The organism is Mesorhizobium sp. M0140 (assembly GCF_040322475.1).
Classification (GTDB): Bacteria; Pseudomonadota; Alphaproteobacteria; order Rhizobiales; family Rhizobiaceae; genus Mesorhizobium.
Genome location: NZ_JAMYTM010000034.1, coordinates 1 through 22,014, shown reverse-complemented (window position 1 = coordinate 22,014; position 22,014 = coordinate 1). Strand labels below are relative to the sequence as shown.

Genomic DNA, 22,014 nt, shown 5'->3' with positions numbered 1-22,014 from the left:
GCGATTCCCCTGGTGGAACAACGGTCCCCGCTTGCCTGTCGGACGTTCGGCATCTATATCTCGTATATGCCTGACTATTCGTCCCGGCCGTCTTCGACGCCACATATCCCGATGGATGCGCTCAGCGAAGTTTTACAAGACTTTCGCTTGAGTGGTGTCAACTATGGTCGCTGCGAGCTCCGGCACCCATGGAGCATAGACTTTCCGCAACAACAGCTGCTTCGGTTTCACTTTGTCGGCCAGGGCCCGTGCTGGATTCATACTGAATCGCAAGGCTGGCAGGAGTTGCGCGATGGCGATCTGGTGCTGCTGCCGCAAGGCATCGCCCATCGGCTGGCCAGCGCGCCGGACGTTGCAGGGGACTCGCTCGAAGGTTGCCAGGTGATCAAGTTGGGGGGCAACGTCTGCGAAGTGGTACGGCAAGGAACGGGAGCGACGAGCACCCTTTTCTGCGGCTCCATGGCCTTGGACTCCTATGCGCTCAACCCATTGATCACGTTGATGCCGCCTGTCATCAAGGGTTGCGACGTGGCCGGCAATGACCCGGTCGTCGGTCCTTTGCTGGCGGCCATGACGGTGGAGGCCTCGCAACCGCAGATGGGCAGCGCCACGATTCTGTCGCGTATGGCCGACTTGCTAACGGCCCGGCTCATACGCTGCTGGGTCAATTGCAACGGAGCCTCGACCACCGGTTGGCTCGCAGCCATCCGCGACCCCCATATAGGCCGCGCTTTGGCGGCCATGCACCGCGACCCCGGCCACAACTGGACGCTGGGAAGCCTGGCCGGCGTGGCAGGCCAATCGCGTTCGATTTTCGCCGAGCGTTTCAGTGCGGTATTGGGAGAGGGTGCCGCACACTATCTCGCCCGCCTGCGTATGCAGCTTGCCCGCGAATTGCTGGGCCAAAACGGCTTGTCGGTTGCCGAAGTCGCTACCCGTTTGGGCTATGATTCCGAGGCATCCTTCGCGCGCGCGTTCAAGCGCATCACCAATGTCTCGCCTGGCGTTGTGCGTCGCACAATTCCCGGACGAATGGATATGAATTTCGGATTCTAAGATACATATCATCCGAGCGGACTCGCCTATTTAAGACCTCCAAGCTTTGGAGATCTTTCCGTGACTGACACAACATTACAGCTTGAAGACGCCGCGATTAGCCTTGATGCCGATGCACCAGCCGCGTGGAGCGCAGCCACTTGGTTCGCGGTCATTTCATTGGCGGCCACCAGCTTTGCCCTGGTGTCTGCCGAATTCCTGCCCGCAGGTCTGCTGACGCCAATGGCACGCGATCTCGGCATCAGCGAGGGGACGGCCGGCCAGGTCGTCACCGCCACCGCTTCCGTCGGCGCCGTGACGGCCATGTTGAGCAATGTTCTCATCGGCCGCTTGAACCGCAAGGCGGTGCTGGTTGGTCTCAGCGCCCTTGCGGTCGGTTCCAATATCCTGGCGGCGCTGGCGACCGATTTCTGGCTGTTGCTGTTGGGCCGGGCCGGGCTGGGCATCGCTCTCAGCGCTTTCTGGGCACTTTCGGTCGCCGTCGTGGCGAGGCTGGTTGGCGCCAATGCGACAGGTCGGGGCATGGCGATCGTCACCCTCGGCGTCTCGCTTGCCACCATTGCCGCACCGTCGATGGGCGCGCTGATCAGTGACTGGATAGGGTGGCGCAGTGCCATGGCCATGACGGCGGGGCTGGCCGCGCTTGCCATGCTGCTGCAGTTTCTCAGCCTGCCGACCTTGCCTGCAACGGCAAGCAACAGCCTTGCAGATGTATTTCGGCTGACCCGGCGGCGCGGCATCCAACTCGGCATGCTGGCTATTGTTTTGCTGATGACGGGGCATTTTGCCGGCTCGGTCTATGTGCGTCCCTTCCTCGAACAGGTGACACTCCTTACAACCGGACCGATTGCCCTGGCTCTGCTCGGGTTTGGCATCGCTGCCGTGATCGGTAATGTTGCCGGCGGCCGCATGGCCGACACCAACATCCACATGGCCCTCGCAGTCACCGCAGCGTTGATGGCGGTTGCGGCACTTACTTTGGTGCTTTGGGGCTCGCATATCGGCGTTGCCTTCGGCTTCGTTACGCTGTGGGGTTTCGCCTTTGGCATGGCGCCGGTGGTGCTGCCGACCAATATGTCGCGCGCGGCGCCTGATGCGCTGGAGGCAGCGGGCAGCCTGATGGTCACCTCTTTCCAAATTGCCATCACCATCGGCGCGGTTGTCGGCGGCTATGTCGTGGACACCTATGGCGCGACTGGGCCTTTGACTCTGACTGCTATCCTTGCCGCATCGACCGCCGTCTTGGCGCTGCTGCAGCCGCGCAGCTGAACTTTGCTGCCGCTGATAAAATAGCCTGAATCCGGGCCGCCGCCGATGTTGCAGGCGCGATACACAAGTTGAGGCCGGGAACACGTTGCACCTTGCCGCAATCGAAGGCTAAGGACGCTCGGCTTCGGCCATTGGAGGGTGATCGACGATCAAGTCGCGCCCTTTTTGAGGAGATGACTGACATGAAGAAGTTTTTGTTTGTTGCCGTCGGCCTGGCGGTGCTTGCCGGTTCGGCTTGCTCGAAGGCGCCCGAGTGCACGGCGGAAATCGCGACCAAGAAGGCGCAGGACATGGCTGCAGCACTTCAGGAAGCGATTACCAAGGACCCGTCCAAAGCGGCTGATCTGACGGCCAAGGTCCAGGCGGTGACAACCAAGTATCAGGGCGCTACGACATTGGCCGACGCCTGCAAGGCCTATGACGAACTGACGGCCACGATCAAAGGCTAACGCCCTGATTCGATTGGATCAAACGAGGCGGCGACCGTTGGGTCGCCGCCTTTTCTTTTGAATTGTTCAGTTCGGCGCGATGGAGCCGACTTCGACCGCGTCGACGCGCTTCAGGCTCATGCCGATCACCGGCACCAGCTGGTCGTCGACGCGCACGGCAATAGTCACCGTCATCGAATTGTCGTCAGGGATGCGAGCCTGCATGACGCCGCGCAGCTGGTTGCGGTTGATGGTGAAGACCACCTTGCGGGGATCGACGACGTTGCCGCCGATGATGTCGAGGCCGGAACCGGTCGCGCCACCCATGAAGCTGCCCTTGTAGCCCTCACGGCCCTTGCGCTCGATCTTGGCCGACATCGGTTGGGTGAACATGCCGACCCGACAGCCGCCGTCGAGCGACATGCCGACCTTGCCGTCGGGCGTCGAGCCGGTGAAGCTGCAGTTGAACTTCGTGCCTTTGTATTTGCCGGCGACGATTTCGCCGGGACCGATCCACTTGCCTTCGGCGGACTGGAAGAACTGCTTGTCCGGCTCCGCCGCAGAGGCCACTCCGGCAATGCCGACGACTGCCGTAATCACCGTTGCCAAGGGCAGGACGCTGGATAGAATTACGCTTTTCATCGACGACACCCGGCAACAAAGATGCTGTTTGGAACCCGTCTGACCATGAACAAGATTGGTTAATGCTTCGTCACCGCGGGGCCGCCGCAAAGCAGTCCGGTAACAATTCCGAAGATCCAGACACTTCAGCCCGGCTCACTTGCCGGATGGGGTCGTTTCACCGTCTTTCCTGGTTGCGAACGATGTCAGCGCCGAGAGGAAGTCGCCCAATCCGGGACGCTTGGCGGCGCTGAAGGGCAGGGGTCGCGCCGTCTCCATCGCGGCGATGCCGATGCGCGCCGTCATCATGCCGTTGACGACGCCCTCGCCAAGCTTGGCCGAAAGGCGCGCGGCCAGGCCGTGGCCGACGATCTGCTGGACGAAACTGTCACCGACCGCGATCGAGCCGGTAACCGCCAGATGCGCCAGCACGCTGCGCGCCAGGCGGAAGAAACCCAGCGTTCCGGGCCGTCCGCCATAGAGTTCCGACAGGCGGCGAATGAGCCGCCCCGCCTCGAACACCACATAGGCCACATCGACCAGTGCGCGGGGACTGACCGCCGTCACCAGCGAAACGCGTTTGGCGGCTTCGAGAATCATCACCTTCGCCCTGGCATCGAGTGGTCCGAGAATTTCAGCCTCGGCCAGACGCACGAGATTGCCGCCGTCGATGATTTCGCCGCGCAGTTCGGCCAACGTGCGCCGGCCGGCCGCGGTTTCGGGTTTGGCCGCGACAAAGGCCGACAATTCGTCGACGACCGATCGTGCCGCCTTGGGATCGTCGCGGGCGATCGCGTCGAGCGCACGCTTCTGCAGCTTTTCGACCTCGGCGAGGCGGGCGATCGCCAGGAATTCGCGAATCAGGATAACCACAAGCGCCAGCACGGCAATGGCGGCCATGCCCGCCGCCAGCCAGCCCAGCCATTCGGCGCGCGCGAAGAGGTCGCGTATGAGTTGGTCGGTCCATAGGCCGACCGCCAGCGAAACCAGCACGCCAAAGGCGCCGAAGAAGATGCTGCCGAGCAGCGAACGCTTCCTGGGGGCGATGGCCGGCGGCGGCTCCGCGGCAATGATGTCAGGCTCGTCGAAGACATCGACTTCCGCCGGGATGACCATCGCGACATCGGCCTTCATCGCGCGGGGTTTGCGCTGGGCATCGGCCTGGGCACGGCGCGCCTGCGGCGCCTCTTGCCTTGGTTCGGCTTCCGGCTCGATGCGGAACGCTGCCGGCTTGCGGGGCGCAGTCATGCCAGATGATCTCCGATCAGGAACTGCAAGGCACGGTCGAGCCTGATATGCGGCAGCGACAGGGTGATACCTTCGGCCGTGCGTTCTAGCTTTGGGGGACGGAAACGGACGAAGCGGATTGCAGGGTCCGCGGCATCCTGCTTGTGATCGGCTCCCGAAAGATCAAAAACCGCATCAATTTTCTCCGGTAAATCACCGGGAAATATGGCTGTTTCAGTCTTTCCATCGAAGGTTGCGCCATTGATCTTCTCGCCGGCGATCGGCGTGCCGATAATGACTGGCAACGTCTCTCGGCCTTGCTTGACGGTGCCTTCGCGCGTCGCGCGCACCGCCGCCATGGCGACCACATCGACATCGGCGCCGGTGAAATTCGCCCGTGCCACGGCGCGGTCGGCAAGCCGCCGCACGATCGCCTGCAGCCGGTCATGGCTTTCGTGATGCAGATGGTCGGCCTTGGTCGCGGCAACCAGGATGCGGTCGATGCGCCGCGAGAACAGATCGGTGAGGAAGCTGCCCCGGCCGGGTCGGAAACAGCTGAGGATCTCGGTTACCGCGCGTTCCAGGTCGGCCATGGCGCCGGGGCCGGCGTTCAGCGCCTGCATGGCGTCGATCAGCACGATCTGGCGATCGAGGCGGGTGATGTGTTCGCGGAAGAAGGGTTTGACGACATGCGTCTTGTAGGCCTCATAGCGCCTGTCCATCATGGCGTGCAGCGACCCCGGGCGCGGACGCCTGTCGCCGATCCCGGCCAAGGGCGCGAAGGTCAGTGCCGGCGAGCCTTCGAGATCGCCCGGCATCAGGAAGCGGCCGGGCGGCAAGGTCGAAAGCGCCCGCTCGTCGAGCTTGCAGGCCTTCAGATAGGCGGCGAAGCTTTCGGCCAGGCGGCGCGCCGTCATCTCGTCGGCATCGGCGTTCGGGTCGACCCCGGCTGACAGCGCCCGCCAACTCTGCGAAAGATCCTCGCGCACCGGCAGAACGGCCATTTCGAAGGCTTCGTGCGAAAAATCGGCAAAGGATTTGCCGAGCAGCGGCAGATCGAGCAGCCATTCGCCGGGATAGTCGACGATATCGACCGACAATCTGCCGGAGGAAAACATGCGGCTCCAGCCGGAAGCCGATTCATATTCGATGGTCAGCCGCAGTTCCGAAATGGCACGCGTCGAATCGGGCCAGGCGCGGTCGTTGACCAGGGCGGCGATGTGGTCCTCGTACTGGAAACGCGGCACCGCGTCGTCGGGCTGCTGCTCGAGGAAGGCGCGGGCGATGCGCCCAGATTTCTGCGCCTCGAACAGCGGCAGGCGGCCGCCATGGATCAAATTGTGGACAAGGGCCGATATGAACACCGTTTTGCCGGCGCGGGACAATCCCGTCACGCCGAGGCGCAGCGATGGGGAAAAAAGCCCGGTGGCGCGGCCCGACAGCGTGTCGAGGGCAATCCTCGCCTCGTCGGTGAAGGTGGTCAGCGATGATGCCAAAATTTGCTCTCTCGGACTTCGGTCCGTCCGATATAGGCTCTGCAACCTGGCTTTGAAATGGCTTCAGAGATCGGCCGGCGTCAGGAACGCTTCGAGATAACCGGTGCCTTGGGCGGCGCCGGCAAGATCGCCGTCGAAGCGGACGGCCGCCAGGCCCGCGGTCGGGAACCCATGGTTCAGCGTGGCCCGCGCGGTCTCGTCGCCGTCGCCCGAAACTGCCATGGTGAGGTCTTCCATCATCGGGTTGTGGCCAATGACCAGCAATGAGCCTGATCCGCCATTGTCGCGGATAAGGTGGAGGTACCCGGCCGCGTCCGCGCTGTAGAGCGCGTCGAAGAACAGAACCCGGCCGGTGTCGGTCTGGCCGGCCAGGCCTTCCAGCATCTCCTTGGCGCGCTTGGCATTGGAGCAGAGCGTCCGGTCCGGAACATAGAGGCGGGAGCGCATGGCGGCCCCCACCATTTCGGCATCGGCGCGGCCGGAGGCATCGAGCGGGCGATCGAAATCCCGCATGCCGGGCAGTGCCCAGCCAGCCTTTGCATGTCGCAACAGATAAAGCCTGCTCACCCAACCTCCGAATGCTGAAGCCTCCCGGGATTAGCCACGAGAACGGCGTTGCGCACAATGGCCCGTGCTCTTCAACACGGCGAATCACCCAATGCTGCTTGCTGCAAAGGTCTCTTGCGTATCGGCCCCCGGGGTCACGGCAATCTCGGAAAGCATGTGCCACCGGATCGAACGTGTCTCGGCGAATTTTGTACCAAAGCGACCGTACGCGGCCGCAGAGACGCGTGACGGGTACTTTAACAATTGCGTGAGACAGCGGCCGATTGCGCTTGTGCAGGCGTCGGACGACGAATATATAGGCGCCAAAATTGGGGCAGTTTGGGTGAGTCGAATGAACGACATCGTTACCGCCGATTACGTACCCTCCGAAGACGAGCCGTTCATGAACGAGCGGCAGAAATCCTACTTCCGCTCAAAGCTCGTCACCTGGAAGAATGACATATTGCGCGAAGCGCGCGAAACACTGGAAATCCTGCAGCAAGAGAACGCCAACCACCCCGATCTGGCCGATCGCGCCTCTTCGGAAACCGACCGCGCCATCGAACTCAGGGCCCGCGACCGTCAGCGCAAGCTCATTGCAAAGATCGACTCCGCCCTGCAGCGCATCGACGAAGGCACTTACGGCTATTGCGAAGAGACCGGCGAGCCGATCGCGCTGAAGCGGCTCGATGCGCGTCCGATCGCGACATTGTCGATCGAAGCGCAGGAGCGGCATGAGCGCCGCGAAAAAGTCTATCGCGACGACTGAGGTCAAGGCCGGCGGCGCACGGCCGGCTGTCATCGAACGAACTCGATTCTGAAATGGCCGGTTTTCCGGCCATTTTATTGGTGCGGCATCCACCGCTCAGGGCGGGCGAAGGCAGTAAACCCTTGATATTTGGCGCTTCGGACGAGGTGGTTCGGCAGTAGACCAGTAGACCGGCGACGATGTTTTCCGCGGGGATAGCGACCCGGCGGTTGCTCATCTCTTCTGACTGGAGAGTTCGCCGAGAAGCTTGGTCATCTCGTCGTCGAGCGACTGCGGCGCCGCCGGCTTGCCCACCGGGCCGCCCGAACGGGGCTGATCCAGCGACACTTCGAGTTCCCTCATCAGCGTGTCGTCGATGCTGTCCTGCACCGGCTGCGGTGGTGGCGGCGCGTGCCGGGCGGTGTTGGCGTTGGCGGAGCCGTAGGCAGGCAACGGCGTGACATTGGTCGGCTGATAGCTTTGCGTTGCCGGCTTCGGTGCAGGTGCCGGCGGCGCTGTTGTACGCGGGCGGGCGGGTGGCGTCGTGTTCACCGGCTGTGGAGCGGGAGCCTGTCTCGCCGGCGGCGGAGCGGGTTGCGGCGGACGCGGTCTTGCCGGGGCCGCGGCGGCCGGAACCGGCTGCAAGCCGCCATCTCCGGTCAATGCCGGCCGGCGTAGCGCCGAAAGTCGGATATCGCGCTCGACGACGACGTCGGTCGGGCCGCCGATCAGAAGCAGGTGCTCGATATCGTCACGGCGTATCAGTACCAGCCGGCGATGGCTGTCGACGGCGGTGGCATCCATGACGGCCAGTCGCGTCTTGCGGTTCCGGCCACCGGCGACGAAGGTTCCGAATGTCAGGTTGCGCACCAGCTTGATGATAACGAGAACGATAACCAGCAGGACAAGCGCTGCAAACGTCCACAACAATGCTGCGGCATAACCGGGACCTGCCACGCTATCGAGCCATTGCATTGGGTTCCCCTGATCGCCCTTGGAAGTGACGAGACACTAGACCGTTGCAGCGGGCCACCGCAAGTTGCGTTTCACGCTGGTGAACAGCTAGAAAAACTCCGAAGCCCGGAAGACATCATTTTTATCCGACATTTGCCGCCCAGGCCTTTTCCGGACTAGGAGAATGTGATTCAACCCGCTAGGGGCGGGTGTCGGAACACCGGAATTCACGAGCAGGGGGCACATGGCCAAGGAAGCGCGCGGCGATTTCTATCCGGTACCGATCGTCGACCAGAATACGCGACCCGGCGCGGTCACCCGGCTTATCATTTTCATCGTCGTTCTGACGGGGGCGGCGATCGTCTTCGGGCTTTTCCGCGAGCGCCTCGGCGATCCTTTCCTGCTCGGCATGCTCGGCGTGCTGGCGATGATCGGCGTCGGCTTCCTGTTCGCGACGGCGATCGGCTTCGTGCAGGTCACGCCACGCTCGACAGGCGACGAACTGTCGAAATCCTTCGTCGATTCGATGTCGCAGGGGCTTCTCGTCACCGACACCAAGGGCCGCGTCGTCTACGCCAATCGCGCCTATGCGGATATGACCGGAGCATCGTCCGCTGCCGACCTGAAGACCGTCGAGGGATTGCTCTCGGATGTCCCCGAAGCCTCGGTGACGATCTATCGCCTGGCATCCGGCCTGCGCGACGGCCAGCCGGGCGACGGCGAGTTTAGGCTCGCACAGTCCATTCGGCCCGGTGCCGAGCCTGGCGCCCGCTGGTACCGGGCACGCGCCCGCGCCTTCAGCGTTCCAGGCCAGCGGCTGCCGATGCTGGCCTGGCAGCTTGCCGACATCTCGCAGGAGCGGGCCGAGCAGGAGCGCTTCTTCCTCGATCTGCAGAAGGCGATCGATCATCTCGACCACGCGCCGGCCGGCTTCTTTTCGGCCGACCAGGAGGGCCGCGTCACCTATATCAACGCCACGCTCGCCGAATGGCTGGGCATCGACCTCACCAGCTTCACGCCCGGCGCCGTGTCTCTGTCGGAGATCGTGGCTGGCGACGGCATGGCGCTGGTCCGCTCGGTCAAGGCCGACCCCGGCACCACACGCAACGCGGTGATAGATCTCGACCTGACGACCACGACGGGCGAAGCGCTGCCGGTGCGCTTCATGCACCGCGTTTCGGCCAGCCGCGAAGGATTGAACGGGCCGACACGCACGATCGTGCTCAACCGCACGCAAGGCGAGGATGCCTCTGCCGATTTGCGGGCTTCGGAAGTGCGCTTCACCCGCTTCTTCAACTCGACACCGATGGCGATCGCCGGCGTCGACCACAATGGGCGCATCCTGCGTACCAATGCGCCGTTCCTGTCGCTGTTTTCGTCTGTCGTCGATCGCGACGCCGTCGACCGTCGCGTAAGGCTCGACACGGTGATCCACGAACGCGACCGGCCGGCCTTCGCGGCTGCCTTCGAGAAAGCGCAGCAGCGGCAGGCCGACATCGAGCCGATCGACACGCTTTTGCCTGGCAACGACGAACGGCACATCCGCTTCTACGTCAACGCCGTCGCCGACGGCACCGGCGGCGAGGGGGCCGAGGAGTCGGCCATCGTCTACGCCGTCGAGACAACGGAGCAAAAAGCGCTCGAAGGGCAGATGGCGCAAAGCCAGAAGATGCAGGCGGTCGGCCAGCTTGCCGGCGGCATCGCGCATGATTTCAACAATGTGCTGACCGCCATCATCATGGCGTCCGACCTTTTGTTGACCAACCACCGTCCGTCGGACCCCTCCTTCCCCGACATCATGAACATCAAGCAGAACGCCAACCGGGCGGCTTCGCTGGTGCGGCAGCTTCTGGCCTTCTCGCGCAAGCAGACGTTGCGGCCGGAAGTGCTCAATCTGACCGACGTGCTCGCCGATCTCAGGATGCTGCTCGCCCGCCTGGTCGGCAACGACATCAAGCTGAAGGTCGACCATGGCCGCGACCTGTGGCCGGTCAAGGTCGATATCGGGCAGTTCGAGCAGGTGGTGGTCAACCTTGCGGTCAACGCGCGCGACGCAATGCCGGCGGGCGGCGATCTCACCGTGCGCACCCGCAATGTGACCGCCGAGGAGTGCAAGGCCTTTTCCTACCGCGAACTCGCCCCGGCGGACTATGTCGTGGTCGAAGTCGAGGACACCGGCAGCGGCATCGCGCCCGACGTGCTGAAGAAGATTTTCGAGCCTTTCTTCACCACCAAGGAAGTCGGCAAGGGCACCGGCCTTGGCCTGTCGATGGTCTACGGCATCATCAAGCAGACCGGCGGCTTCATCTTCTGCGATTCCGAAGTCGGCAAAGGCTCGACTTTCCGCATTTTCCTGCCGCGTCACATCGCCGAAGCGAAAAAAGCAGGCGAGCCCGGCGATGCGCCGGCAGCGCCGGCAAAGGTCGCCGATCCGGCCAAGGATCTGTCGGGCTCGGCCACGGTGCTGCTCGTCGAGGACGAGGATGCCGTGCGCATGGGCGGCATGCGGGCGCTGACCTCGCGTGGCTACACCGTGCACGAGGCATCGTCGGGCGTCGAGGCGCTGGAAGTGTTCGAGGCGCTGGGCGGCAAGGTCGATATCGTCGTTTCCGACGTGGTCATGCCGGAAATGGACGGACCGACACTGCTTGGTGAATTGCGCAAGCGCCAGCCGGACATCAAGTTCGTCTTCGTGTCCGGCTACGCCGAGGACGCATTCGCCAGAAACCTCCCGGCAGATGCGCATTTCGGCTTTCTGCCCAAGCCGTTTTCGCTCAAGCAACTGGCGACGATCGTCAAGGACGTGCTGGAGTCTTAGAGCCTTTCCCATGTTCCTCCTTGCACAACGCCGTGACAACGCCATGATTGCGGGTGAAACGGCAGGAAGGCTTAGGGGAGCAACTTGTGACGCCGCACAACGAAGCGGACAAGGACGACTACGCCGACACGGTGTTGTTGCCGGGTGATCCGCAGCGTGCCGAGTGGATGGCGCAAACGTTCCTGGAAGCGCCGCGCTGCATCAATCGCCGCCGCGGCACGCTTGGCTTCACCGGGCTGTTTCGTGGCAAGTCCATCAGCATTCAGGCGACGGGCATCGGCGTTTCATCATTTCTGATCTATGCGCATGAACTGCTGGACCATTATGGCGCCCGGACCTTGATCCGCACCGGCACCTGCGGCAGCCTGACCGCAAAGGCAAAACTGCGCAGCCTTGTCATCTCACAATCGGCACAGGCGGAAAGCGCCCAGAGCGGCCAGGTTTTCGGCCTTTATGGACCCGCTGGCCCCGACCCGGCGCTCCTCGCATCGTCACTGGCCAAGGCGGTAGAATTCGGCATCGACCATCATGCCGGCCTGACGGTGTGCAGCGACATCTTCTATCACCCGGAAGGGCGCGCCCGTTTTGCCGTTGCGCGGGCGGAAGGAGCCCTGGCCGTGGATATGGAAACCAGCGCGCTCTATCGCATATCGGAGCATTTCGGAGCGCGTGCGCTGTCGATGTGTGTCGTGGTCGACAACATCGAGACCGGCGAACAGACCGACTATTCCGAGCGCCAGGAATTGTTCGCAGACATGAGCCGTCTGGCGCTCGCTGTCGCAGCAGAGAGCTAGAGTACGGGTCTACCGGGTCAGCCCCTTGCGTACGGCAGCGACATCGTCAGAGGAGACCGCCGGGGCGGCGTTGCCCCAGCTGGCGCGCACATAGGTCAGGACGTCGGCGACCTCCTGGTCCTTCAGGCGCCAGGCCAGGGAGGGCATGGCGGGCGTAGTCGGTGCATCAGCCGTGTGCACGGCCTGGCTGCCGGCAAGGACGAGCCGGGCCAATGTTTCGGAACTGCCCTGCGCGACGATCGAATTGCCGGCAAGGGAAGGGAAAAGCACGCCTGACCCGGCACCATCTCCACCATGGCAAGCCGAGCAATTGTCGCGATAGATTGCCTCGCCCGTTGCCATCCGTGTCGCGTCAGGCTTTGCCGGTTGGACGCTGTCGACATCCGAGCCCAGGCTCTTGAGGTAGACTGCAACCGCCTTGAGATCGGGATCGGTCATTTTCGACGTGGAGTTCTCGATGGCCTCCGCCATCGGACCTGATGCAATCGAATGCGCGTTGACGCCGGTCTTGAGGTATTGGACCAGATCCTCCTGAGACCATTTTCCAAGGCCCGATTGCGCGTTGTTGGTGATGTCGGGGGCAAACCAGCCTTGCAGGGAGGCACCTTGCAGGAACTCGCTGTCCTTGTCGGCGCCAAGGAAAGATTTGGGCGAGTGGCAGGTGCCGCAATGTCCTGCGCCCTGGACGATATAGGCGCCGCGATTCCACTCCGCCGACTTGGAGGAATCCGGCTGAAAGCTTGCCTCGGTAAAGTTGAGGACATTCCAGCCCAGCATCGCCAGCCGGATGTTCAACGGGAAGGGCAGCTGATTGGCCTCGACCTTATTCGATACCGGTTCAACCGTCGTCAGATAGGCCCACAGGTCGGAAATGTCCCGATCGTTCATCCTGGTATAGGCGGGGTAGGGCATTGCGGGGTAGAGCCGCACGCCATTGTGGCCGACGCCTGACTTCATCATGCTGCGGAAATCGGCTTCCGACCAATTGCCGATGCCCGTTTCGCCGTCGGGGGTTATGTTGGGCGGGACAAGCATGCCGAACGGCGTCTCGAGCGGCAGTCCGCCAGCCAGCGGTTTGCCCCCGGCCTGCGTATGACAGCCTGCGCAGTCGCCGAGCACGGCCTGATACTGTCCACGTATGATCTGGTCCGCCTGGTCGGCACTCCGTGCCGGGCCCGCGTTGAGGGCCGCGGCGCCGATGGCGAGCGTGAAAACGAGCTTGTTCATGCCTGCACCAGGGGTGCACCGGGATTGCGCAGATATTGATTGCGGATGGCATCGGCGGCACGGAAGGCGAGCGCGCCGACGGTTCCTGTCGGGTTCTTGCCGGCATTCTGCGGGAAGGCCGACGCGCCGATGACGAAGACATTGGGGACGTCCCAGCTTTGGAGGAAGGTGTTGACCGCGCTCTTCTTCGGGTCCGTTCCCATGATGGCGCCGCCCGTATTGTGGGTGCTCTGGTAGGGGACGCTGTCCCAGCCCTTCTTGCGGCGGCCGACGGCGTACTGCTTGCCGCCGAGCGCCTTGGCGATTTCCTCCATCCGGTCGCAGACATAGTTCGACATGCGAATGTCGTTGTCGGGAAAATCAAACGTCATGCGCATCAGCGGACGACCGAAACGGTCCTTGTAGGTCGGGTCGAGGTCGAGGTAGTTGTTGCGCGTCGCGTAGCTGCTTCCCTGGGACGAGTAGCCAAGCGTGCTCTTGTAACCCTCGACCGTTGCCTTCTTCCAGGCGCTGCCCCATTTCGGCGTGCCGGGCAAGGTCGGCCTGGTTCCGATCGGGCGCCCGTTGGTGGGAATGCAGTTGATGCCCGCGCCGCCGACGAAGTCCAGCGCGCCGTGGTCGAACGCGTCACCATTGTAATCGTCGATCGTCTGACCGAGCGCGCCGGCGGCGATGAACGGGTTGAAGTTCTTGTCGTCGAAGAACACCTGCACGCCGGCATTTGTCTGGTAGCAGTAATTGCGCCCAACCGTTCCTTCGCCACTGCCGGGATCGTAGATCTTGCCGATACCGGACAGCATCATCAGCCGGGCATTGTGCAGGCCGTAGGCGCACAGCAGCACCAGATCGGCCGGCTGGAAATATTCCTCGCCTGACGTGTCGACATAGGTGACGCCGCGCGCCGACTTGCCTCCGGGAGCCAGATCGACATGCAGAACCTCGCTGTCGGTGCGAACCTCGAAATTCGACTTCTTCATCAGCACGGGAAGGACGGTGGTCTGGGCGCTCGACTTCGAATAGTTGGCACAGCCGAAGCGTTCGCAGAACCCGCAATAGGTGCATTGACCCATGGCGATGCCGAGCGGGTTGACATAGGCCCGCGACATGTTGGCGGATGGGGTCGGGAAGGGATGCAGGCCGATCGACCGGCCAACCTCGGCGAACAGGGTTGGCGCGTAGGTCATCTGCATCGGCGGGTTCGGATAATCCCGCGACCTTGGATCCTCGAACGGATTGCCGCCTTCCTGCAACTGCCCCTTGATATTGCCGGCCTTGCCCGAGATGCCTGCCAGATACTCGAACTGGTCGTAATAGGTCTCCATCTCCGCGCCGGTCACGCCCCAGTCCTCGACCTGGAGATCGGCGATTCTCGATGCACCATATTTCTTCGTCAGATTGGTCTTTATCTGAAAGTCCGAATCCCAGAACCGCCAGGTGTGGCCGTTCCAGTGGACGCCGGCGCCGCCGACGCCGTTGCCGGGGAGAAAGGAGCCGAAATCGCGCATCGGCAGCGCCTTCTGCGAGGGGTCATTGCGCACCGTCATGGTTTCCACGGTCGGCTGCAGGAAGAGGTCGCGCCGGATGCTGTAGCGCAACTCGTCCTGCGCATAGCCGATGTTGAAATCGGTTGCCGTGTCGCGCCAGGGGCCGCGCTCTATGGCCACCACGTCCAGGCCCTGATCGGTCAATTCGTGGGCCAGAATGGATCCCGTCCAGCCGAGGCCGACGATCACGACGTCTTTGCGAGGCAGTATCTTGGTCATGATCAGGCGCCTTTGCCGAGCCATTCGGGACGCCCGATGATCGAGACAGGCGGCTGCGGATATGGCTGATTGTGTTTGCTGACATGGTCGCGGTAGTCGTAGCGGGCACCTGGAAAACCAAGCATGCGCCACGAGACCATGTCCTTGTTGCCGCCATAGACGGGGTCGGCAAAAAACCCTTCCATGGTGTTCTGCAGCAGAAGCCCGAAGAAACCGGGACCCTTGACGCCATTGGGCAGGTCGACTTTCCCGGCCTCCATTGCCGTCAGGAAGGCATCCTGTTCGGCCGATGCGAGCTCGACGAATGTCTTGCCGTCCCGCTGTTTCAGGAAGGCGTCGATGGCGGCAAGCCCGGTGCGGTAACGCTGCGCCGGATTGGCCTCGCCCTGATAGCCCTGGGTGGAGTCCAGGCAGAAACGGGCCTTGCGTGTAAAGCCGGCTCGACACTCCGACCCCCCCCATCAACTGCCTGTCGATATAGACGGCGCAACCGGCTTCCTTGCCGCCCATGCTGAGCTCGTCGGCCGGAATGATGCGGTCGACGATCGCCTCGACAAGGGCTGCTTCCTGGGCTGAGAAAAAGTGCCAGCCGCCGGCCACGACCTGCGCGGGTGGATCGGATGCCATTGGCGTCCAGGGCAAAGTGCCCGAGAACGATCGCGCAAAACCGGCCGATGTCGCGGTTGCCGTAAATATTGCGACCGAGGACAGGAAAAGACGCCGATTCATTCGAACAGGATTGCGATGGTTCATATTAGGAATCTCGAAAATAAGAGAACGCACCCGGGAAGTGACGCCCAAGTAATCATGACAACGATAGTTAGTTTAATCCGCAGATCGAATGCCGATAGACTGCGAGATGAAAATGACCTCGTCAACCACATCACAAAATCGTTAGCGAGGGTTCGGTCGACTGCCGATCGGGTCTGGGTGTGTTGTTGAAGCCGGATGGCTGCCCGGAAGTCGGGCCACGATCCCGCGAAGCATCCGGCCTACCTGCCCGGATCCTGGACCGATAGAAACAGCGTCGTGCCATCAGGCATGAATCAGGAACCAGCCACTGACCGGGTGGCGTTCGAGGTCGCGGTCAATGCCAGGCCCTACCGCGACGCATCACCAGGCTCTCAAGGTCCCTTGATCATACTTGCTCAGCTGGCAAGCAGGCTAATGAGTTTACGACCTGGACGACACCTTGTAGACTGAACACCATGGCGCTCAAACGGATGGACAACATAGGAATCGTCGTCGATGACCTTGAAGAGACGATTGGTTTCTTTGGCGAGCTCGGCCTTGAGCTCGAAGGGCGGGCAACGATCGAAGGAGAATGGGCCGGACGTGTCACGGGACTGGGCGATCAGCGCGTCGAGATTGCCATGATGCGGACGCCGGACGGCCACAGCCGGCTCGAACTGTCCCGTTTCCTCACGCCGCCTGTCGTCGCCGATCACCGCAACGCCCCGGTAAACGCCCTGGGCTACCTCCGCGTCATGTTCACTGTGGACGACATTGACGGGACGCTCGAAAGGCTCCGCAATCGCGGTGCGCGGCTCGAAGGCGAAGTCGTCCAGTATAGAGACGTGTATCGGCTATGTTACATTCGAGGGCCTGGAGGGCTTCTCATCGGGCTCGCCCAAGAACTCAGCTGAGCGCAATACGCTAAGCGGCCTCCCGCTTCGGCACCATCTGCTCATTCATCCCTGGCCGATGGCCGCGCAGATAGAGCGCGCAGGTGGTGCGCAGCATCGACGCAAAGTTCGGGATGGCGCCGTTGATCTCTATGGCTTCGTCATAGAGCTTGGAGATGAATTTCGGCGTCGTCAGGTTCTGGTTCTCGGCGATCTCGTCGAGCAACGCCCAGAATGTTCCTTCAAGCTGGATGCTGGTCGAGTGGCCGTCGATGCGAATCGACCGGTTGATCTGGCGATAGCCTTCGGGATCCTGGCCCGCAAACACCCTGCACATCCGACAAACCTCCCATGATTGTTGGTCTTGGGTGGACGGGCGTGCAGTTTGATACTGCTTGACCTGTCCCCACATGCATTCTCGGGTAAAATCGCCGCCACGGCAATCGGACTTTTGTCCTTGTTGGCGATGGAGGACGGTTCACGGCTTCGGGCGTGGTAACCGGCTGCCACCACCTTTTGTCCGTGCCGCGCATAATCGTCTCCACACCAGAGCGGAGACTGATTTGGCCAAGGCGATCCACAGCATGATCCGGGTTCTCGAAGAGGCCCGGTCCGTCGATTTCTACAGAAACGCCTTCGGGCTCGATGTCGCCGACAGGCTGGATTTCGAGACATTCACGCTCCTTTACCTCAGCAATGCCGAGGCAGGGTTCGAGCTCGAACTGACCGTGAACAAGGATCGGCAGGAGCCTTACGGGCTCGGCGACGGCTACGGTCACCTTGCGGTCTCGGTCGCCGATCTCGACGGCGAACATGATCGTCTCGGTGCGCTTGGCCTCAATCCGAAGAAGATCGTCGAGTTCAACCGCGACGGGTCGCTGATCGCGCGTTTCTTCTTCATCGAGGACCCCGACGGCTACAAGATCGAGGTTCTGCAACGCACAGGTCGCTTTCAATAGGAGACATTGCAGCCGCACCGGCAGGTAGCGCCAGCAACGGCACTCTCAAGGGTGCAAATAGCAAGCAGGGAGGAATAAAAATGGTCACGATCTATGACGCGAAGCCTGGGCTTTCCCGTCGAGAGCTTCTCAGACGCGGCGGCATCGGCGCGCTGCTCGTCATCTCCGGCAGCGCCGTCATCAGCCCCGAACATGCCTGGGGGCTCGAGACATCGGCACTCAAGCCCGAAACCATGGCGACACTGATCCAGATGGCGCGTGACATCTATCCGCACGATCAGGTTCCGGACAAATATTACGCCATTGCCGTGAAAGGTCATGACGAGCAGGCCGGCAAGGACGCCGCCTACAAGGCGATGCTCGAGGACGGCATCGCCGACCTCGACAAGAAGTCCGGTGGCGGCGGCTATCGCGGCCTTGGCTGGGAGGAGCAGCGGGTCGCCGTGCTGAAGCAAATCGAGGTGACGCCATTCTTCCAGGCCATCAGAGGCGGCCTCGTCGTCAGCCTCTACAACCAGAAAGAGGTGTGGCCGATCTTCGGTTACGAGGGCGAGTCCTATTCCAAGGGCGGCTACATCGCGCGCGGTTTCGACGACATCGAGTGGCTCTGAGCCCCGTCGTTCCTGAACCCGCAAACAGAAATCATGGGAGGAAACCATGGCAGCTTCATTTGATCTGAACAACGACGGCGTGGTCGTCATCATCGGCTCGGGCGCCGGCGGCGGCACGCTCGGCAACGAACTCGCCCAGAAGGGTGTCGACGTCGTCATCCTGGAAGCCGGCGCGCGCCACGAATACGAAGACTTCATCAATGACGAGTGGGGTTCGTTCAGCCAGCTCGCCTGGACGGACAAGCGCACCACGTCGGGTGACTGGCGTGTGGCCAAGGACTTTCCCAACCTGCCGGCCTGGATCGTCAAGTCGGTCGGCGGTTCGACCACGCATTGGGCCGGAGCTTCGCTGCGCATCCAGGAGCATGAGTTCAAGACGCTGTCGACCTACGGCAAATTGGAAGGCGCCAACCTGCTCGATTGGCCGATCACGCTGGCCGAGCTGGAGCCCTACTATGCCAAGGCTGAAGCCAAGATGGGCGTCACCGGCACCAATGACTGGCCGCGGCTGCCGGGCAACAACAATTTCAAGGTGCTGAAGGCCGGCGCCGACAAGCTCGGCTATAAGGAATGCCACACCGGCAACATGGCGATCAATTCGGTCGATCGTGACGACCGCATGTCTTGCCAGCAGACCGGCTTCTGCTTCCAGGGCTGCAAATGGGGCGCCAAATGGTCGACGCTCTACACCGAGATCCCCAAGGGCGAGGCGACAGGCCATCTCGAAGTCAGGCCGAACGCCATGGCGATCAAGATCAACCACGACGCTAGCGGAAAGGTGACCGGCGTCGTCTACGCCGACAAGGACGGCAAGCTGCAGGAGCAGAAGGCGCGCATCGTCGCGGTTGCCGGCAATTCGATCGAGAGCCCGCGGCTGCTGCTCAATTCGGCATCGGGAAAATTCCCCGATGGGCTTGCCAACTCGTCGGGTCAGGTCGGCAAGAACTACATGCGTCACACCACCGGCTCGGTCTATGCCATCTTCGACAGACCGGTGCACATGTATCGCGGCACGACCATGGCCGGCATCATCCGCGACGAGGCGCGGCATGATCCATCGCGCGGTTTCGTGGGTGGTTACGAGTTCGAGACGCTGTCGCTCGGCCTGCCGTTCATGGCGGCGTTCCTCGATCCGGGTGCCTGGGGGCGCTCGTTCACCGCCGCACTCGATCATTACGACCACATGGCCGGCCTGTGGATCGTCGGTGAGGACATGCCGCGTGCGGAGAACCGCATCACGCTGCATACCGACGAAAAGGACGCGCACGGCATGCCGATCGCCGACGTGCATTTCGACGACCATCCGAACGACACCGCGATGCGCAACCACGCCTACAAGCAGGCTACGGCACTTTACGATGCGGTCGGCGCCACCCGCACCTTCCCGACGCCGCCCTATCCGTCGACCCACAATCTCGGCACCAACCGGATGAGCGAGAAAGCGGAAGACGGCGTCGTCAACAAGCACGGCCAGGCGCACGACATCAAGAACCTGTTCGTGTCCGACGGCAGCCAGTTCACCACCGGGGCCGCCGAAAACCCGACCCTGACGATCGTGTCGCTCGCGATCCGCCAAGCCGACTACATCGCCGCGCAGATGTCGGCAAAGACGATCTAGTCAAATCCTCCCGACAGACTGCTGGCGCGGAACCCGCAAGGCTCCGCGCCTTTTTTCCTTGCCGCCTCATTGCTTGGTGCAGGTCGAGGCGGTGAAGGCGCCGTCGGGCTGCTTCATGATGATGTCGAAGGAAGGCGCGGTTTCACCGTCCAGCGTCGCCTGGGTCAGCGACAGTGAATTGCCGCCGGCGGTATATCCGCCCAGCGGCCCCAGCCACGAGATCACGCCGTTTGCGTCCATTTGGTAGTTATAGCCCTGCCGCGCGGTGCCGAAGACGCCGAGGCTGGTGTAGACGGGGCCGCTGTAGACGTTCCCCTTGATGGTGATGTCGCCGAGGCTGAGGAACATGCCAAGCAGGTACACTTCGCAATGATAGGCGCCGTCAGGCATCTTGCCGTCGCTGAAATCGGCTCGCGCTGCCCCGGTTGCTGCCGTCAGAAGTACTATGCCGATGAAAATACGTAAAATACCTGTAACCATGACGTCGCTCGCTTGAAGAGCGAGCTTGCCCTATTTTTGCACCGCGCCGCAACATCGGTCGCCTGAGGCACTGGTGAGATCAAAATCTAGGCAGATTGGGCAAATGATCGAAAAATAGGCAGCAGCTGCGCAAGCTGCGCAAATTTCCCTCAATCGATTTCTGGCCACCTCTCTTTGTTTTGTAAGCTCTATATTCCAAGGTGCTGATATCTCTAATTTATTTGTGCCCTTTCGGGATTGCCAGAGCGGTTGGCATGGGGGTTGCTTTGTAGTGTTGCGGTGCAATCAACCAGCTTGGGAGTCCGTCATATGAGGGGTAATTTCTCGACAATAACAAAAATGTTTTCGGCGAGCGTGGTCGCCGCCGGCCTGTTGATCTCCGCTCCGGCGAAGGCCGCCGACGACACGATCAAGGTCGGCATTCTCCATTCGCTGTCGGGGACCATGGCGATTTCGGAGACGACGCTGAAGGACGCCATGCTGATGCTCATCGACGAGCAGAACGCCAAGGGCGGCCTGCTCGGCAAGAAGCTCGAGGCGGTCGTTGTCGATCCGGCTTCCAACTGGCCGCTGTTTGCCGAAAAGGCGCGCGAGCTGATCTCCAAGGACAAGGTCGCGGCGGTGTTCGGCTGCTGGACCTCGGTGTCGCGCAAATCGGTGCTGCCGGTGTTCTCGGAACTCGACAACATCCTGTTCTACCCCGTCCAGTATGAGGGCGAGGAAAGTGAGCGCAACGTGTTCTACACCGGTGCGGCGCCAAACCAGCAGGCCATTCCGGCCGTCGACTATCTGATGAGCGAGGATGGCGGTTCGGTGAAGCGCTGGGTGCTGGAAGGCACCGACTACGTCTATCCGCGCACCACCAACAAGATCCTCGAAGCCTATCTGAAGGCCAAGGGCGTGGCTGCGGAAGACATCATGGTCAATTACACGCCGTTCGGCTTCTCCGACTGGCAGACCGAGGTTTCGGCGATCAAGAAGTTCGGTTCGGCCGGCAAGAAGACCGCCGTCGTCTCGACCGTCAACGGCGACGCCAACGTGCCGTTCTACAAGGAACTCGGCAACCAAGGCATCAAGGCCGAGGACATTCCGGTCATGGCCTTCTCGGTCGGCGAGGAAGAGCTTGCCGGTCTCGACACCGCGCCGCTGGTCGGCCATCTCGCTGCCTGGAACTATTTCGAGAGCATCGATACGCCCGAGAACAAGAAGTTCATCGCCGACTGGCACAAGTTCATCAAGAACGACAAGCGCACCACCAACGACCCGATGGAGGCCCATTATATCGGCTTCAACATGTGGGTGAAGGCGGTCGAGAAGGCCGGCACCACCGATCCGGACAAGGTCATCGACGCCATGATCGGCGTCTCGGTGCCGAACCTGACCGGCGGCTATTCGACGATGATGCCGAACCACCACATCACCAAGCCGGTGCTGATCGGCGAAATCCAGGCCGACGGCCAGTTCGAAACCGTGTCGCGCACGCCGGGCCTGGTGATGGGCGACGAATGGTCCGACTATCTGCCTGATTCCAAGGACCTGATCTCCGATTGGCGCGCGCCTCTGTCCTGCGGCAACTTCAATGTTGCCACCGGCAAGTGCGGCGGCAAGGGCACGAACTGATCCCTCCCAGGGCTGACCTAGTCAGACCGCGCGCGTGCCGGCCGGGGGCACCCCCCGCCCGCCCCCCCCCTAAAACATGAAAGGGTTACCCAGGACCCGGATCCCAGTTTGGTCGTGTTGTTTGGTGGGGGGTGTGAGGGGGGGGCCACAGTCG

21 protein-coding genes and 1 pseudogene are annotated in these 22,014 nt (G+C 62.2%); 11 read left to right on the top strand and 11 right to left on the bottom strand.

Translation table 11 applies throughout. The features are described 5' to 3' along the window. The first annotated feature begins 66 nt into the window (after window positions 1-66). The 3 genes from NKJ37_RS26465 (at window position 67) to NKJ37_RS26455 (ending at window position 2,774) form a co-directional block, all read left to right on the top strand. Window positions 67-1,056 carry an AraC family transcriptional regulator gene (locus NKJ37_RS26465; RefSeq protein ID WP_023813030.1) on the top strand — a complete coding sequence of 330 codons (990 nt, stop codon included), beginning with the start codon at window positions 67-69 and terminating at the stop codon, window positions 1,054-1,056. Between the two features lie 60 nt (window positions 1,057-1,116). After that, window positions 1,117-2,325 (top strand): MFS transporter, encoded by a 1,209-nt coding sequence (locus NKJ37_RS26460; RefSeq protein ID WP_352775652.1) that lies wholly within the window; start codon window positions 1,117-1,119, stop codon window positions 2,323-2,325. A 182-nt stretch (window positions 2,326-2,507) separates the two neighbouring features. Further along, window positions 2,508-2,774 (top strand): hypothetical protein, encoded by a 267-nt coding sequence (locus NKJ37_RS26455; RefSeq protein WP_027036746.1) that lies wholly within the window; start codon window positions 2,508-2,510, stop codon window positions 2,772-2,774. A gap of 66 nt (window positions 2,775-2,840) precedes the next feature. Here the strand turns inward: NKJ37_RS26455 and NKJ37_RS26450 are convergent, their stop codons facing one another. From NKJ37_RS26450 to NKJ37_RS26435, 4 genes are all read right to left on the bottom strand, one after another. Further along, the gene (locus NKJ37_RS26450; RefSeq protein ID WP_127295926.1) at window positions 2,841-3,395 is read right to left on the bottom strand and encodes a hypothetical protein; all 555 of its coding nucleotides are present in this window, start codon (window positions 3,393-3,395) and stop codon (window positions 2,841-2,843) included. Between the two features lie 135 nt (window positions 3,396-3,530). Then, window positions 3,531-4,622 (bottom strand): YcjF family protein, encoded by a 1,092-nt coding sequence (locus tag NKJ37_RS26445; protein WP_352775649.1) that lies wholly within the window; start codon window positions 4,620-4,622, stop codon window positions 3,531-3,533. After that, complete coding sequence (locus NKJ37_RS26440) at window positions 4,619-6,097, bottom strand: YcjX family GTP-binding protein (RefSeq protein ID WP_352612810.1); 1,479 nt, start codon at window positions 6,095-6,097, stop codon at window positions 4,619-4,621. Before NKJ37_RS26440 ends, NKJ37_RS26445 begins: the two co-directional genes overlap by 4 nt. A gap of 63 nt (window positions 6,098-6,160) precedes the next feature. Next, window positions 6,161-6,664: a SixA phosphatase family protein gene (locus NKJ37_RS26435; protein WP_352775647.1), complete on the bottom strand. Its 504-nt coding sequence runs from the start codon at window positions 6,662-6,664 to the stop codon at window positions 6,161-6,163. Between the two features lie 331 nt (window positions 6,665-6,995). Here NKJ37_RS26435 and dksA point away from each other — a divergent pair, with 331 nt between their 5' ends. Further along, window positions 6,996-7,412, top strand: a complete 417-nt coding sequence (dksA, locus tag NKJ37_RS26430; protein ID WP_013531862.1) for an RNA polymerase-binding protein DksA — start codon at window positions 6,996-6,998, stop codon at window positions 7,410-7,412. 213 nt (window positions 7,413-7,625) lie between these two features. Here the strand turns inward: dksA and NKJ37_RS26425 are convergent, their stop codons facing one another. Continuing rightward, window positions 7,626-8,366 carry a hypothetical protein gene (locus tag NKJ37_RS26425; RefSeq protein ID WP_352440300.1) on the bottom strand — a complete coding sequence of 247 codons (741 nt, stop codon included), beginning with the start codon at window positions 8,364-8,366 and terminating at the stop codon, window positions 7,626-7,628. Window positions 8,367-8,589: 223 nt separating this feature from the next. On the opposite strand from NKJ37_RS26425, the gene cckA reads away from it, so the two are divergent. Both cckA and NKJ37_RS26415 read left to right on the top strand, forming a co-directional pair. Further along, window positions 8,590-11,163, top strand: coding sequence for a cell cycle histidine kinase CckA (cckA, locus tag NKJ37_RS26420; protein WP_023813021.1), 2,574 nt, complete (start codon window positions 8,590-8,592; stop codon window positions 11,161-11,163). 86 nt (window positions 11,164-11,249) lie between these two features. Continuing rightward, the gene (locus NKJ37_RS26415) at window positions 11,250-11,957 is read left to right on the top strand and encodes a purine-nucleoside phosphorylase (RefSeq protein WP_023813020.1); all 708 of its coding nucleotides are present in this window, start codon (window positions 11,250-11,252) and stop codon (window positions 11,955-11,957) included. 9 nt (window positions 11,958-11,966) lie between these two features. On the opposite strand, the gene NKJ37_RS26410 is transcribed toward NKJ37_RS26415, so the two are convergent. The 4 genes and pseudogenes from NKJ37_RS26410 to NKJ37_RS26395 all read right to left on the bottom strand — a co-directional run. Beyond that, entirely contained in the window at window positions 11,967-13,184 is a 1,218-nt protein-coding gene (locus tag NKJ37_RS26410; RefSeq protein ID WP_023813019.1) for a cytochrome c, read from the bottom strand. Beyond that, a complete protein-coding gene (locus tag NKJ37_RS26405; protein WP_352775680.1) occupies window positions 13,181-14,947 on the bottom strand; it encodes a GMC family oxidoreductase in 1,767 nt (588 codons plus the stop codon). The genes NKJ37_RS26410 and NKJ37_RS26405 overlap by 4 nt, the downstream gene beginning before the upstream one ends. 2 nt (window positions 14,948-14,949) lie before the next feature. After that, window positions 14,950-15,276: a gluconate 2-dehydrogenase subunit 3 family protein gene (locus tag NKJ37_RS26400; RefSeq protein ID WP_352775677.1), complete on the bottom strand. Its 327-nt coding sequence runs from the start codon at window positions 15,274-15,276 to the stop codon at window positions 14,950-14,952. A gap of 190 nt (window positions 15,277-15,466) precedes the next feature. After that, window positions 15,467-15,574, bottom strand: a pseudogene (locus NKJ37_RS26395) (gluconate 2-dehydrogenase subunit 3 family protein); the annotation flags it as partial. A gap of 581 nt (window positions 15,575-16,155) precedes the next feature. Here NKJ37_RS26395 and NKJ37_RS26390 point away from each other — a divergent pair. Further along, window positions 16,156-16,593, top strand: coding sequence for a VOC family protein (locus tag NKJ37_RS26390; protein ID WP_023813016.1), 438 nt, complete (start codon window positions 16,156-16,158; stop codon window positions 16,591-16,593). 10 nt (window positions 16,594-16,603) lie between these two features. On the opposite strand, the gene NKJ37_RS26385 is transcribed toward NKJ37_RS26390, so the two are convergent. Further along, on the bottom strand, window positions 16,604-16,909 hold the full coding sequence (locus NKJ37_RS26385) for a ribbon-helix-helix domain-containing protein (protein ID WP_352775644.1): 306 nt from the start codon (window positions 16,907-16,909) through the stop codon (window positions 16,604-16,606). 226 nt (window positions 16,910-17,135) lie between these two features. Between NKJ37_RS26385 and NKJ37_RS26380 the strand changes: the two genes are divergently transcribed. From NKJ37_RS26380 to NKJ37_RS26370, 3 genes are all read left to right on the top strand, one after another. Next, window positions 17,136-17,531 carry a VOC family protein gene (locus NKJ37_RS26380; RefSeq protein ID WP_352440302.1) on the top strand — a complete coding sequence of 132 codons (396 nt, stop codon included), beginning with the start codon at window positions 17,136-17,138 and terminating at the stop codon, window positions 17,529-17,531. 80 nt (window positions 17,532-17,611) lie between these two features. Continuing rightward, window positions 17,612-18,142, top strand: a complete 531-nt coding sequence (locus tag NKJ37_RS26375) for a gluconate 2-dehydrogenase subunit 3 family protein (protein WP_352553014.1) — start codon at window positions 17,612-17,614, stop codon at window positions 18,140-18,142. A 46-nt stretch (window positions 18,143-18,188) separates the two neighbouring features. Beyond that, window positions 18,189-19,760 (top strand): GMC family oxidoreductase, encoded by a 1,572-nt coding sequence (locus tag NKJ37_RS26370; protein ID WP_352732915.1) that lies wholly within the window; start codon window positions 18,189-18,191, stop codon window positions 19,758-19,760. Between the two features lie 66 nt (window positions 19,761-19,826). On the opposite strand, the gene NKJ37_RS26365 is transcribed toward NKJ37_RS26370, so the two are convergent. Further along, window positions 19,827-20,240: a hypothetical protein gene (locus NKJ37_RS26365; RefSeq protein ID WP_352775641.1), complete on the bottom strand. Its 414-nt coding sequence runs from the start codon at window positions 20,238-20,240 to the stop codon at window positions 19,827-19,829. A 339-nt stretch (window positions 20,241-20,579) separates the two neighbouring features. Between NKJ37_RS26365 and urtA the strand changes: the two genes are divergently transcribed. Further along, complete coding sequence (urtA, locus tag NKJ37_RS26360) at window positions 20,580-21,860, top strand: urea ABC transporter substrate-binding protein (protein ID WP_245273273.1); 1,281 nt, start codon at window positions 20,580-20,582, stop codon at window positions 21,858-21,860. Window positions 21,861-22,014 lie beyond the last annotated feature (154 nt).

Excerpts from the sequence above, each read along its gene's own strand:
- NKJ37_RS26405 (WP_352775680.1), bottom strand. The coding sequence starts at position 14,947 with ATGACCAAGATACTGCCTCGCAAAGACGTCGTGATCGTCGGCCTCGGC.
- NKJ37_RS26425 (WP_352440300.1), bottom strand. The coding sequence starts at position 8,366 with ATGCAATGGCTCGATAGCGTGGCAGGTCCCGGTTATGCCGCAGCATTG.
- NKJ37_RS26385 (WP_352775644.1), bottom strand. The coding sequence starts at position 16,909 with ATGTGCAGGGTGTTTGCGGGCCAGGATCCCGAAGGCTATCGCCAGATC.
- NKJ37_RS26365 (WP_352775641.1), bottom strand. The coding sequence starts at position 20,240 with ATGGTTACAGGTATTTTACGTATTTTCATCGGCATAGTACTTCTGACG.
- NKJ37_RS26370 (WP_352732915.1), top strand. The coding sequence starts at position 18,189 with ATGGCAGCTTCATTTGATCTGAACAACGACGGCGTGGTCGTCATCATC.
- NKJ37_RS26410 (WP_023813019.1), bottom strand. The coding sequence starts at position 13,184 with ATGAACAAGCTCGTTTTCACGCTCGCCATCGGCGCCGCGGCCCTCAAC.
- dksA (WP_013531862.1), top strand. The coding sequence starts at position 6,996 with ATGAACGACATCGTTACCGCCGATTACGTACCCTCCGAAGACGAGCCG.
- NKJ37_RS26465 (WP_023813030.1), top strand. The coding sequence starts at position 67 with ATGCCTGACTATTCGTCCCGGCCGTCTTCGACGCCACATATCCCGATG.
- NKJ37_RS26450 (WP_127295926.1), bottom strand. The coding sequence starts at position 3,395 with ATGAAAAGCGTAATTCTATCCAGCGTCCTGCCCTTGGCAACGGTGATT.
- NKJ37_RS26375 (WP_352553014.1), top strand. The coding sequence starts at position 17,612 with ATGGTCACGATCTATGACGCGAAGCCTGGGCTTTCCCGTCGAGAGCTT.
- cckA (WP_023813021.1), top strand. The coding sequence starts at position 8,590 with ATGGCCAAGGAAGCGCGCGGCGATTTCTATCCGGTACCGATCGTCGAC.
- NKJ37_RS26455 (WP_027036746.1), top strand. The coding sequence starts at position 2,508 with ATGAAGAAGTTTTTGTTTGTTGCCGTCGGCCTGGCGGTGCTTGCCGGT.
- urtA (WP_245273273.1), top strand. The coding sequence starts at position 20,580 with ATGTTTTCGGCGAGCGTGGTCGCCGCCGGCCTGTTGATCTCCGCTCCG.
- NKJ37_RS26390 (WP_023813016.1), top strand. The coding sequence starts at position 16,156 with ATGGCGCTCAAACGGATGGACAACATAGGAATCGTCGTCGATGACCTT.
- NKJ37_RS26445 (WP_352775649.1), bottom strand. The coding sequence starts at position 4,622 with ATGACTGCGCCCCGCAAGCCGGCAGCGTTCCGCATCGAGCCGGAAGCC.